Raw genomic sequence first — 11,823 nt, 5'->3', positions numbered from 1 at the left:
GACCGCGTTCGGTCAGCGGGATTATATCGGCCCGGGACGTGGAACGGGTATGGAGACGCGAGGGTTCGGATCGGGGCGCACACGCCCCGGGGGGACGGGATGGTAGAGCCGATGTCGCGGGAGGAACGCGACGCCGGCAATCGGAAGGTGAAGATCGGGTTCCTGTTGCTGGTGGCCGTCTCGCCGCCGCTCATCGCCATGATCGGGGACCCGACGCCGACCCAGCTCGCGATCGCCGCGGTCGGCGGGCTCCTCCTCGGGCTGCTCGTCGTCTGGTATCTGAGCCGGCTGGCCGCGGAGTTCACCGACAGCTCCCGACGGCTCCGGTAGGCCTACTCGCCGGCGGCCTCGAGCGTTCCGTCGTCGATCTCGAGCGTTTCGCCCGCGACGTCGAACGTCTCGCCGACCCGGTCGCCCGCGACCGACCGCGACGAGGACAGCGGCGAGACGCTCACCTCGCCCTCGACCGTCGCGCGCCGGTCGGAGCCCGGGTCGTCGGCCACGTCGCCCCGGAGGAACTCCCGCCAGAAGCGGTCGCGCAGTTCCATTCCCATCTCGCCGCGCCGCTCGTCGAATCCGGAGGCGTCACCGCCGGGGTCGCCGTCGCCGGCGGTCCCGCTCGCGTCGCCGCCGCCGGTCCCGTTTTCACCCGTGCTCCCTTCGTCCGCCGCGTCACCTCCCGCCGCGTCCGTTCCGGGATGGAACTCGATCACGTCGAAGCCGCGGGCGGGTTCGGTCACCCGGTAGGTCGGGTCGGCGGCGGCCTCGTCGTCCGCGGCGGGGACGTTGACGTTGAGCACGTCCGCGCCGAAGGGAAGCCGCCCCTCGTCGTCGACGCGGGTGACGAGGTCGCGTGCGACCCGGCCCGCGAGCGCGAAGTCGTCGTGAGTGACCGTCGGCGGGATCGGGAGATTACCGCGGTCGTACAGCGAGACCGCGATCGCGGGCGTCCCGAGGAACGCCGCCTCCATCGCCGCGCCGACGGTCCCCGACTGTCCGAGGACGTGCGCGCCGATGTTCGGGCCGTGATTACAGCCGGAGACGACGACTTCGGGCTCCAACTCGAGCGCGACTTCCGCGACGGCGACGCAGTCGGCGGGCGTCCCCTCGACCGCGTAGCCGAGGTCGCGCTCGGTGTACTCGACGGTGGTCTCCCACCACGACCGGTTCCCGCCCACGCCCGACTGGTTCGTCGCCGGCGCGACGACGGTCACGTCGTACTCCGCGGAGAGCGCCTCCAAGAGCGCCCGGATCCCGGCCGCATCGATCCCGTCGTCGTTGGTGAGGAGGACCTCGCGTGTCATGGGGATCCCTGGGAGGCCACGGGTGAAAACGCCGCCGGAAGCGGCCGAACGGAGCGACGGTACGTACTACGGACGAGCGGAGCGTCGGTGGAGGACTGGTACTCCAACGGTGGGGTGGATGCGGGGTCGGATCTCGGCGGGTCGAGTCCGGTCGATCGAGTCGGAAAGACGGGGTCGAGACCGTGATCAGTCGGCGGCGACCGGCTGGCGCGACTCCGCCAGCTCCAGCACCTCGTCGAAGAAGCCGAGCGAGTCGTGCGGGCCGGGGTTGGCCTCCGGGTGGTACTGGCGGGTGATGACGTCGAGTTCCGCGCTGTCGAGTCCCTCGACGGTGTCGTCGTTGACGTTCACCTGTGTCACCTCGAGCGGGCCGGTGTCGGCGACGGTGTAGCCGTGGTTCTGGGTGGTCATCACGACCTTGTCCGTCCGGAGGTCCTTGACCGGCTGGTTGACGCCCCGGTGGCCGAAGGACATCTTCTCGGTCGAGCCGCCGAGCGCGCTCGTGATCACCTGCTGGCCGAGGCAGATGCCGGCCATCGGCAGGTCACCCGCGTAGGCGTCGACGACCTCCTGGGCCGCGACGAAGTTCTCCGGGTCACCCGGGCCGTTCGAGACGAACAGCACGTCGGGCTCGACCGCCGCCACGTCCTCGGGGGTCGCGTCGTACGGGAGGACGTGGACGTCCGCGCCGCGCTCGGTGAGCGAGGAGATGATAGACCCCTTCGCGCCGCAGTCGAGCAGCGCGATGGTCGCCTCGTCGCCGCCCTCGTGGACGGTCGGTTCCGAGACCGAGACGCCCGCGCCGATGTCGACGTGCGCGCTCATCGGCTCGCAGGCCTCCATCTCCTCGATCGCGTCCTCGGGGGTCGCGTCCTCGCCGGCGGCGATCCCGCAGGCCATCGCGCCCTCCTCGCGGACGGTGGTGACGATCTCGCGGGTGTCGAGGTGGTCGATCGCCGGGACGCCCTCGCTCTCGAGCCACTCGGCGACGTCGTCGGTCATCTCCCGGGCGATCGCCGCGCGGGGCTGGACGGAGTCGGACTCGAATCGCTCCGCTCGGACGCCGTAGTTCCCGATCAGGGGGTACGAGAAGGTCAGCACTTGCTCGGCGTAGGAGGGGTCGGTCAGCGATTCCTCGTAGCCGGTGTACGCGGTCGTGAACACGAGTTCACCACGGGTCCGCCCCGGCGCACGGGTGCGCGCTTCGAGCACGCGTCCGTCGGCCAGCGCGATGTAGGCGTCCGACATTACGAGATACGTACGGAGGAACCGTATTAAATGCGTCGTTCGAAGGCGAGCTACGAAATTCGTAACGGGATCCGGTGGCATCGAGAAGTCGAGGGTGATCCACAAACCCATCATGGATCTACGCTATCTGTTTTGTACTCCGAACCGTTTCGTTGCGTATGGACCACGTCGAGTACGTGTACACCGGCGGAATGACCGAATCCGAGATCGAGGACCGTTTGCGGGCAGGGGAGCACGGTGTTCTCGGCTTAGCGAACGACAGCGACGCGTATGCGATCCCACTGAGCTATCACTACGACGGCGATCGGTTCCTCCTCCGAGTGAGCGAACCCGACGACGAAAGCGAAAAGGAACGATTCCTCGAGACGACCGAGACTGCCACGTTCGTGTGCTATGAGGCATCGACGCGCGAGTCGTGGAGTATTCACATCCGTGGACCGGTCCAGAAGTGGAAGACGGACGTCGATGAGACGACGGTCAACGAATGGTTTCAGCCGTTTCGGCTGTTCGATGAAGCCGTCGAGAGCGTTGAATTCTCCCTGTATGACCTCCGAATGCAGACCGTTATCGGTCGAAAAACGGTCGACTAGTCGGCCGAAAAGACACGGTTGACCGGACTGACCGTACGCGATCCCCTGTACTGACCCCCGTTCGAGTCGGAACGCGTCTCATGGTGGAGTCTCGCCGGAGTCGACTACGAACATCGCATTCGCGACACCATCTCGTTGTGGAGTTCGAAGGACCGTTACGATCTTCGCAAGCGGTAAGTCGTCGCCACCCCTTCCCGCCGTATGGACGACCTCGACCGCCGGATCCTCTCGATCCTGCGACGGGACGCGCGAACTCCCTACACCGAGATCGCCGACCGGGTCGGCACCTCCGAGGGGACGGTCCGCAACCGCGTCGACCGACTGACCGAGGAGGGGGTCATCGAGCGGTTCACGGTGACCACCCGGACCGGCAACGTGAAGGCGATGATCGAGATCTCCGTGGAGATGAACGTCGACACCGCGGCCGTCGGCGAGCGCATGGTGGAATGGGAGGAGGTCGACTTCGTCTGGCAGGTCTCCGGCGAGGACGACATCGTCCTCGTCGTCGACGCGGTCGACACCCGGGCCGTCAACGAACTCATCACGCAGGCGCGCGAGCTGGACGACGTCAAGTCGACGAAGACCCGGCTGATCCTCGACGAACGGCTCGGTTGATCGGGACGAGCGCGGTCGCGGTGAGCCCGCGAGCCGCCCGCCCGTCTCACTCGTCGGCGTCGAGATCGGGCGACCGCTTCTCGGCGAGTTCGCGCTCCAGGCTCCCGCGCTCCCAGTTACGCATCGCGTTCCCCTCGATCTCGGCGTGGAGCTTCTCCTCGATCAGGTTGACCGCCACGCTGTTCGCCCCCTCCGGGATGATCAGGTCGGCGTGGCCCTTCGTCGGCTCGATGAACCGCTCGTGCATCGGCTTCACGGTCGAGAGGTACTGGTCGATGACGCCCTCCAGGTCGCGGCCGCGCTCGAGCACGTCGCGTCTGATCCGCCGGAGGATCCGCACGTCGGCGTCCGTCTCGACGTAGAGCCGGAGGTCCATCATCCCGTTTATCGCCTCGTCGTGGAGCGCGAGGATCCCCTCGAGCACGATGACGTCGGTCGGCTCGACGGTGGTCCGCTCGTCCTTCCGGTTGTGGACCTCGAAGTCGTACTGGGGCATCTCGACGGGCTGGCCCTCCAACAGGGTCTCGAGGTGGTCGCGGAGGAGTTCCCACTCGAAGGCGGACGGGTGGTCGTAGTTGACCTCCTGGCGCTCCTCGAAGGAGAGTTCCGAGCGGTCCTCGTAGTAGTTGTCGAGCGGGATCCGCGTGACGTCGTCGCCGAGGTTCTGCGTGACGAGCCGGGAGACCGTCGTCTTCCCCGCGCCGGTCCCCCCCGCGATCCCGATCACGAACGAGGGTATGGTCATGTCCGCGTTCCGACGCGGGGGCGTTTCAAGCCTCCCTTTCCGCTCGCCGTTTTCGGGGTTCTCCCGGCGTCATCCGCCGAACCGCGTTCTACGCCCGGAGGCGTCATAACGGTATCGGGGGCAGCTTTTAGCCGTTCGCCGTCCGATCCGCGAGTATGCGCATAGATACCACGGTTCGCGACGTGATGCACCGGGAGTTCCTCGGGGTCAGCGAGTCGGACCCGCTCGCGGACGCGGCCGCGCTGTTGGTCGAGGAGGGAACCGACTGTCTGGTCGTCCTCCGCGGCGGGGAGGCCGTCGGTCGACTCACCGCCCGGGACGCGCTCGCGGCCGTCCTCGAGGACGACGTCGACGACGCGACCGTGGGCTCGGTGATGCGTCCGAGGCTCCCGACGGTCGCGCCCGACGACGGGCTCCGGGCGGTCGAGGAGCGACTGATCGCGGAGGGAGTCGACCGCGTCGTCGTCGCCACCGACGGGGAGGCGGTCGGGGTCGTCACCGCGCGCGACTCGCTCGCCGCGGGCGCGACGCGGGAGGAGGAGCCCTCCGAGGAGCCGGCGGTCGTCGCAGACACCCGGAACGGGACGCCCCTCGAGACGACTCGATCGGGGGCCGCCGACGCGGCGCGCGGGTCCGAACGGGCCCGGACCGCGTCCTCGACGGACGCCGCGGGTGCTCCGACGCAGGGCGTCTGCGAGGTGTGCGGGGCGCTCGCACCGGAGCTCGCGGACGCGAACGGACAGGCGATCTGTCCGAACTGTCGGGAGGTCTGAGTCGCCTCGGAGGACCCCCGGCACCGACGAACGTGCCGAGTCGATCGACCGGCAGGCTCAACCGCCACGCGGCGCTATCACGTACCGTGTCGAACCCCGAGACGCCGCGAGTCGTCGCGGCGACCGTCGACGACGTCGACGCCGTCACGGACCAGTGGGTGACGCTCGCCCGCGACCAGCGTCGACACGGCTCGACGCTGCTCGCGTCGGCGAACCGGGCCGCGGTCAGGAACTGGGTCGCCCGGAGCGTCGTCACCGGTGAACTGCTCGTGGCACGGGAGGGGAACGGATCCGACGAGCGGCCCGACGAGGAGGCGATCGTCGGCTTCGTGGCGTTCTCGATCGAGCGCGACGGATACGAGCGCGACGGTACGCGCGGGACGGTCAGCAACCTCTTCGTGTCGCCGGAGCGACGGAACGAGGGGATCGGAGCGGCGCTTCTCGCGGCGGCGGAGCGCGAGCTCGCGGCGGCGGGCGCGGACGCGGTCGCGTTGGAGGCGCTCGCGGACAACGAACGGGCGCGGTCGTTCTACGCGGACCACGGATACGACCTCCATCGAGTCGAGCTCCGAAAGGAGGTCGGCGAGGAGTCGGAGGGGCCCGACGGGAGCGGTGGGGAGTGAGGCGACGACGACCGGGACGAGACGTTCGCCGAAAGCGACACGCACTCATACCAGCGCCGAGAACGTCCGGCCGCGCCAGGGGAGCATGGGCGGTTCATGCACTCGACTTGTAATCGAGACTTCCGGGGTTCAAATCCCTGCCCTGGCTTTCGGCTTTCTCCCACGGCTTCGGCTACCGTTCGATCCCGCCCCGTTCTTTGATCCGCATGATGTGGCGGACGTTGAGATAGATCTCCTCGGGCGAGGTCGACTCGGCCGAGTCGTATAGGTCCGACACCCGGTACAGCACCGCCGAGAGCTGTTTGCTCTCGGAGCTGTCGCCCCGCACGTCCTCGGCGACCTCGCGAAGGAACTCCCGAACCTCGGCGTCGGGCGGGAACTCCTCGGCGGCCGCGTCCGTCGCCGACTCCGGCACGACCGGGTCGACGCCGGCGGCCGCGAGCGGGTCCGCAGGGTCCCCGCCGGAGTCGGCGGACTCGTCGCCGAGACCCCGTCCCTCCTCGCCGCTCGGATCGTCCTCGCCGGTCATCGTCCCTCGCCGGCCTCGCGACGGCGCACGACGCCGGCGTTGTTCGCGACGTTCTCGACGATCACCCGGAACGCGTCCGCGGTGTCGCCCTCCCCGAGCACGACCGGCGCGCCGTCGTCGCCGCCGGTCCGTACGGCCGGATCGAGGGGGATCCCGCCGAGGAACGGCAGGTCGTGGTCGGCCGCCAGCGCCTTTCCGCCGCCGGAACCGAATATCTCGTGGAACCCGCCGCAGTCCGGACACTTGAATCCCGCCATGTTCTCCGCGATCCCGAGCACGTTCGTGTCGTGTTTGCCGAACATCCGGAGGCCCTTCACCGCGTCGTCGAGCGCCACGTCCTGTGGCGTGGTGACTATCACCGCTCCCGTCAGCGGCAGCGTCTGGAGGATCGTGAGCTGGGTGTCGCCCGTCCCCGGCGGGAGGTCCATCACGAGGTAGTCGAGTTCGCCCCACTCGACGTCCTCGACGAGCTGGGTGATGATCTTGTGGACCATCGGCCCGCGCCAGATCACGGGGTCGTCCTCGCCGGTGAGGAAGTCCATGCTCATGAGCTTCACGCCGTACCGCTCGGGCGGGACGATCGTCTCGCCGTCCGTCTGTGGGCGTTCCTCGGCGGCGACCATCCGCGGCACGTTCGGGCCGTACACGTCGGCATCGAAGAGGCCGACGCGCGCGCCGAGCTCGGAGAGCCCCGCCGCGAGGTTCACCGCGACCGTCGACTTCCCGACGCCCCCCTTCCCGGAGGCGACCGCGATCACGTTCTCGACGCCGGGCAACACCTGCTCGGCCGTCGAGAGGTCGTCGGGGATCGACGCCGACAACTCCACGTCGAGACCGGTGTCCGCGAGCGCGGCCCGCACGCCGTCGGCGATCGTCGACTCGTGCGGCGAGAACGGGGCACCGAGCGCCAACGAGACGTGAACCGTCCCGGCCTCCTCCTCGAGGTCGATCCCGTTCACCAGTCCCAGCGAGACCACGTCGTCCCCGAGGTCGGGGTCTTCGACCTCCCGCAGCCGCTCCCTGACGTCCGCTTCGTTCATGTCCGAGAGGAGGGCAGTGGCGCGAATAAGGGTTCGGTACGGCGATCGGATCGGTCCCCGAAGCGTTTATGCCATGACGAGATACCGTTCCGGTATGCACGACGGCTCGGAGTCGAGCGCGCCGATCCGACTCCTCCACGTCGAGGACGACGCCGCCTTCGCCGACCTCACGGCGACGTATCTCGACCGGCTCGCGCCGGCCGTCGACCACGAACCCGTCGCCACGATCGACGAGGCCCGAGGACGGTACCGCGAGGCGTCCTTCGACGCCGTCGTCTGTGATTACGACCTCCCCGATGGCACGGGGATCGACTTCCTCGAGCGGGTCCGCGAGGACGACACGGAGATCCCGTTCGTGCTGTTCACCGGCAAGGGGTCGGAGGAGGTCGCGAGCGAGGCGATCTCCGCGGGCGTCACCGACTACCTCCAGAAGCGCGGCGGCGGCGACCAGTTCGAGGTGCTCGTCAACCGACTCCGGAACGCGGTCGACAGACACCGGCTCATGCGACAGGTCGAACGGAGCATCGCCGCCCTGGAGGCGGCAAACGAGCCGATCGGGATCCTCGGTGCCGACGGGCGGTACCTGTTCGCCAACGAGGCGTACGCCTCGGTGTACGGCCGGTCCTCCGAGGAGGTCGTCGGCCGCCACTGGGAGCAGTTCTATCCCGACGACCAGATCGAGCGGTTCACGGAGGAGATCCTCCCGATCGTGACCGAGGAGGGACACTGGACCGGCGAGGCGACCGTCCGCGACGAGGACGATCGGCTGATCCGCGAACGACTCGTCCTGACGCACACGACCGACGGCGGACACGTGTGTATCATCCGCGGGGCGGAGCCGATCTCGGAGTCGGGAGACTGAAAGGAGTCGGGAGACTGAAAGGAGCCGGGAGACCGAGGGGAGTCAGTCGATCCGCGTTCCCGGCGCGTCCCCGCGGAGGAACGCCTCCAACCCGTCCGGACCGAAGACCGACGCCGGCGCGTCGAGCGCGAGCAACTCTTCCACCTTCGCCGCCATGCCGCCGGAGACGTCGGTCGCGTCGCTCGCGCCGAGGGCCTCGGCGACCGACTCGAGGGAATCGATCGAGGGGATCACCGACCCCTCGGCGTCGAGGACGCCGGGGACCGTCGAGCAGACGCCGACCCGATCGGCTTCGAGCCCCGCGGCGAGTTCGACGACGAGTTCGTCGCCGGAGACGACCGTCACCCCCTCGCCGGCGGTGGCGACTCCGTCGCCGTGGAGGACCGGGACGAACCCCTCCCCGAGCAGCGTCGCCGTCGAGGAGAGCGGCAGATCGAGGTCGCCGCCGGTTCCCTCGGGGCGCGCCGAAAGCGAGAGCGGGTGAACCGGAACCGCGGGTACGCCCCGGTCGTGAAGCGACGAGAGGACGGCCCGGTTGAGCCGCACCATCGCGTCGTGAACGTCCATGACCGCGTCGGCGTCGTGGGTTCCCTCCGTCGTCGAGACCCCGTGTTCGCTGGCGTGGTGGTGTCCGAAGCTCCCGCCGCCGTGGACGACGACGAGCCGGTCGACCGAACCGTGGTCCAGGGCGGCCGCGACCGCGTCGGTGGCGGCCGCGAGCGCCGCGTCGTCGACCGTCTCGGGCCGGTCCTTCTCGGTGATCACGCTCCCGCCGAGTTTGAGCACGACGGGCGGGTCGGCGGCGGGGGCGGACGACCCGTCGCCGTCCGAGCCGCGATCGTCGGCGGTCACGGCTCCACCACTCGGACGCCCTCGGTCGCCAGCTCGGCGCGGAACGCCTCCTCACACCCCTGCGTGTACGAGAGCGCGGTCGGCGTCTCGGCGTCGGGGTCGAGCGCGACGATACAGCCGCCGCCGCCGGCCCCGGTGAGCTTGGCTCCGTGTGCCCCGGCGTCCCGCGCGGCCCACACCATCGCGTCGAGCGAGCGCGCCGAGACGCCGAGCGCGGCCAACAGGCCGTGGTTGAAGTCCATCAGATCCCCTAGTTCCTCGAGCAGCTCGCGGGAGGGGTCGGCCTCGGGGACCGCCTCCGCCAACAGCTCCTCGCCGTCGCGGACGATGTCGCCGATCGCTCGAACCGTGTCGGCGGCGAATCGGTACTCCTCGCGCAGCTCGCGGACCCCGGCGACGAGCTCGCCGGTGTCGCCCGCGCCGCCGTCGAACCCGATCACGAACGGGAGGTTCGGGGCGTCGATCGGCTCGCAGTCGTCGCCCTCGACCCGTACCGCACCGCCCATCGTCGAGCAGAACGTGTCCGCCCGGGAGGCCTGCCCGTCCTGGACCTCGAACTCGGCGCGGTAGGCGCGGTCGGCCAGCTCCGCGCGGTCGAGCGGCTCGCCAAGCGCGCGCGTCGCGGCGTCGATCCCCGCGACGACGACCGCGGCCGACGATCCCAGGCCCGCACCCAGCGGGATCTCGCTTTCGACGGTGATGTCGAAGCCGGCGTCGGGCGTGTCGGCCGCGGAACGCGCCTGCCGGACCGCGGCGTCGACGTAGCCCATCGCTGCCTCGACGAGCGGCGCGGGCGCGTCGATATCGGGACGATCGCCGGTCCCGCCGGTGTATTCGACGGTGAACCCGTCGAGCGAGAGGTCCTCGGCGGTGACCCGGACGTGGTCGTCCTCGCGCGGTTCGGCGGTCACCCGAGCCCGGCGCTCTATCGCCGCCGGAACGGCGGGCTCGCCGTAGACGACGGCGTGTTCGCCGAAGAGGTACACCTTCCCCGGCGCTTCACAGACGGTCATACGACCCACCTCTCCCCGCGGGTTTACAGGTATTGCGTTTGGCGGGTCGTCGAACCGGGACGCCGTGGAGACGCCGACGAGTCGGCCGTTCCCGTACCTTTTCACCGTCGGCCGTCCTCGTGCGCCCCATGACGCCGATACCGTCGCTTCTCGCCGGGTCGCTCGCCGACTTCCTCGACGGCGTGTTCGCCGCGATCCCCCGGGCGCTGTCCGGGTTCGTCTTCCTCGGACTGGCGTACGTCACCGTCAGGGTCGTCCTCGCGCTGGTTCGGACCTCGATCGGGCGACTGTACGTCGACGACCGCGAACTCGTCGGCGACCTCCTCGTCACCGTGATCGCGGTGTTCCTGTGGTTCGGCGTCGCGCTCACGTTCCTCAAGATCGTCGGCATGGGCGATATCGCGGCGAGTCTCGGCACCGCCGTCGGGTTCATCGCGCTCGGCGTCTCCTACGCCCTCTCGGAGATGATCGAGGACACCGTGGCCGGGATCTACCTGCTGAAGGACCCGGACTTCAACCCCGGCTACCGCGTGGAGGCGAAGGGCGTGACCGGCACCGTCGCCGCCATCGAACTCCGAAAGACCCGGATCGACACGGACGGCGGCGACCGGATCGTGATGGCCAACCGGGAGATCGAGTCGCGGTGGACCCACGACGTGCCGGACGCCGGGGTCGGTTCCGGAAACGACTGAACGGCGGAGGCGTCACTCGGCGGGATCGGGCGGCGGACGAAAAGGCGAGTCGAACTCGAATCGAACGGCCGGCTTACAGCTCGTCCTCGAAGTCCTCGAGGGCGAAGACGGTGTCCGCGCCGCGGCGGTCGAGCGTCTCGTTGGCGAGCAGCCAGTAGACGACCGACAGCGCGCGTCGACCCTTGTTGTTCGTCGGGATGACGAGGTCGACGTTCGACAGCTGGTTGTTCGAGTCACACATCGCGATCACGGGGATGCCGACGGTGATGGCCTCCTTGACGGCCTGCGCGTCGCCGATCGGGTCGGTCACCACGACGACGTCCGGCTCGATGTAGCCGGCGTAATCGGGGTTCGTGAGCGTCCCGGGGATGAACCGGCCGGTCCGCGCGCGAGCGCCGACCGCGTCGGCGAACTTCTGGGCCGGGAACCGGCCGTACTGGCGCGAGGAGGTGACCAGGATCTGCTCGGGGTCGTAGTTCGCGAGGAAGTCGGCCGCCGTGCGGATCCGGCCGTCCGTCTCGCTCACGTCGAGCACGTAGAGCCCGTCGTCGCGGACGCGGTGGATGAACCGCTCCATGTCGGCCGTCTTCTGTTGGGTCCCGATGTGGACCCCGGCGGAGAGGTAGTCCTCGACGGGGATGAGCAGGTCGACGTCGTCGTCGGGCATGACGTCGTCGTCGAACGGCGTGGCCTCCTCGTCGGCCTCGTCGCCCTCGACCGCCACGTCGTCCGCGGCGGCAGCTTCCTCGGCGGCCGCCTCGGCGTCGGCTTCGGTCTCAGTCTCGGCGTCGGCGGAGGCCTCCTCGGCACCCGCGTCTGCGGTCGATTCCTCGGTCGTGTCGGCCTCCTCCTCGACGTCCGCGTCGACCGCCTCGGTCTCGGCGTCCTCGTCGAGTTCGACCGCGTCGTTGTCTTCACTCATGCGTGTGGGTGTCCG

Annotated in this window: 15 protein-coding genes and 1 tRNA gene; 8 read left to right on the top strand and 8 right to left on the bottom strand. The window is 69.4% G+C overall.

All coding sequences use genetic code 11. The features are described from left to right. Positions 1-99: 99 nt before the first annotated feature. The gene (locus F3H10_RS02250) at positions 100-330 is read left to right on the top strand and encodes a hypothetical protein (protein ID WP_149783231.1); all 231 of its coding nucleotides are present in this window, start codon (positions 100-102) and stop codon (positions 328-330) included. 2 nt (positions 331-332) lie between these two features. Here F3H10_RS02250 and surE read toward each other — a convergent pair whose 3' ends face one another. Both surE and carA read right to left on the bottom strand, forming a co-directional pair. Then, positions 333-1,304 carry a 5'/3'-nucleotidase SurE gene (gene surE, locus F3H10_RS02245; RefSeq protein ID WP_149783230.1) on the bottom strand — a complete coding sequence of 324 codons (972 nt, stop codon included), beginning with the start codon at positions 1,302-1,304 and terminating at the stop codon, positions 333-335. Positions 1,305-1,490: 186 nt separating this feature from the next. Continuing rightward, entirely contained in the window at positions 1,491-2,552 is a 1,062-nt protein-coding gene (carA, locus tag F3H10_RS02240; protein ID WP_149783229.1) for a glutamine-hydrolyzing carbamoyl-phosphate synthase small subunit, read from the bottom strand. 158 nt (positions 2,553-2,710) lie between these two features. Here carA and F3H10_RS02235 point away from each other — a divergent pair, with 158 nt between their 5' ends. Further along, the gene (locus F3H10_RS02235; RefSeq protein ID WP_149783228.1) at positions 2,711-3,142 is read left to right on the top strand and encodes a pyridoxamine 5'-phosphate oxidase family protein; all 432 of its coding nucleotides are present in this window, start codon (positions 2,711-2,713) and stop codon (positions 3,140-3,142) included. A 201-nt stretch (positions 3,143-3,343) separates the two neighbouring features. Continuing rightward, positions 3,344-3,757 carry an Lrp/AsnC family transcriptional regulator gene (locus tag F3H10_RS02230; protein ID WP_142986383.1) on the top strand — a complete coding sequence of 138 codons (414 nt, stop codon included), beginning with the start codon at positions 3,344-3,346 and terminating at the stop codon, positions 3,755-3,757. A 46-nt stretch (positions 3,758-3,803) separates the two neighbouring features. Here the strand turns inward: F3H10_RS02230 and udk are convergent, their stop codons facing one another. Continuing rightward, complete coding sequence (gene udk, locus F3H10_RS02225) at positions 3,804-4,502, bottom strand: uridine kinase (RefSeq protein ID WP_142986384.1); 699 nt, start codon at positions 4,500-4,502, stop codon at positions 3,804-3,806. A gap of 155 nt (positions 4,503-4,657) precedes the next feature. Here udk and F3H10_RS02220 point away from each other — a divergent pair, with 155 nt between their 5' ends. The 3 genes from F3H10_RS02220 (at position 4,658) to F3H10_RS02210 (ending at position 6,046) form a co-directional block, all read left to right on the top strand. Next, the gene (locus F3H10_RS02220; protein WP_149783227.1) at positions 4,658-5,275 is read left to right on the top strand and encodes a CBS domain-containing protein; all 618 of its coding nucleotides are present in this window, start codon (positions 4,658-4,660) and stop codon (positions 5,273-5,275) included. An 86-nt stretch (positions 5,276-5,361) separates the two neighbouring features. Then, a complete protein-coding gene (locus F3H10_RS02215; RefSeq protein WP_149783226.1) occupies positions 5,362-5,898 on the top strand; it encodes a GNAT family N-acetyltransferase in 537 nt (178 codons plus the stop codon). A gap of 74 nt (positions 5,899-5,972) precedes the next feature. After that, positions 5,973-6,046 (top strand) — tRNA-Thr (locus F3H10_RS02210). Between the two features lie 24 nt (positions 6,047-6,070). Here F3H10_RS02210 and F3H10_RS02205 read toward each other — a convergent pair. Then, positions 6,071-6,427 (bottom strand): hypothetical protein, encoded by a 357-nt coding sequence (locus F3H10_RS02205; protein WP_149783225.1) that lies wholly within the window; start codon positions 6,425-6,427, stop codon positions 6,071-6,073. Next, positions 6,424-7,467, bottom strand: a complete 1,044-nt coding sequence (locus F3H10_RS02200; RefSeq protein WP_149783224.1) for an Mrp/NBP35 family ATP-binding protein — start codon at positions 7,465-7,467, stop codon at positions 6,424-6,426. Before F3H10_RS02200 ends, F3H10_RS02205 begins: the two co-directional genes overlap by 4 nt. A gap of 94 nt (positions 7,468-7,561) precedes the next feature. Here F3H10_RS02200 and F3H10_RS02195 point away from each other — a divergent pair, with 94 nt between their 5' ends. Continuing rightward, a complete protein-coding gene (locus tag F3H10_RS02195) occupies positions 7,562-8,329 on the top strand; it encodes a response regulator (protein ID WP_188127846.1) in 768 nt (255 codons plus the stop codon). Positions 8,330-8,371: 42 nt separating this feature from the next. Here F3H10_RS02195 and F3H10_RS02190 read toward each other — a convergent pair whose 3' ends face one another. Beyond that, entirely contained in the window at positions 8,372-9,181 is an 810-nt protein-coding gene (locus F3H10_RS02190) for an isopentenyl phosphate kinase (protein ID WP_149783222.1), read from the bottom strand. Then, complete coding sequence (mvk, locus tag F3H10_RS02185; RefSeq protein ID WP_149783221.1) at positions 9,178-10,194, bottom strand: mevalonate kinase; 1,017 nt, start codon at positions 10,192-10,194, stop codon at positions 9,178-9,180. The genes F3H10_RS02190 and mvk overlap by 4 nt, the downstream gene beginning before the upstream one ends. 128 nt (positions 10,195-10,322) lie before the next feature. Here mvk and F3H10_RS02180 point away from each other — a divergent pair, with 128 nt between their 5' ends. Then, entirely contained in the window at positions 10,323-10,886 is a 564-nt protein-coding gene (locus F3H10_RS02180) for a mechanosensitive ion channel domain-containing protein (RefSeq protein ID WP_149783220.1), read from the top strand. A gap of 73 nt (positions 10,887-10,959) precedes the next feature. On the opposite strand, the gene rpsB is transcribed toward F3H10_RS02180, so the two are convergent. Then, positions 10,960-11,808, bottom strand: a complete 849-nt coding sequence (gene rpsB / locus F3H10_RS02175; RefSeq protein WP_149783219.1) for a 30S ribosomal protein S2 — start codon at positions 11,806-11,808, stop codon at positions 10,960-10,962. Positions 11,809-11,823 lie beyond the last annotated feature (15 nt).

Source organism: Halorubrum aquaticum (genome assembly GCF_900113615.1).
Classification (GTDB): Archaea; Halobacteriota; Halobacteria; order Halobacteriales; family Haloferacaceae; genus Halorubrum; species Halorubrum aquaticum.
The sequence above is the reverse complement of the archived record's forward strand: the minus strand, read 5'-3'. Positions and strand labels throughout refer to the sequence as shown.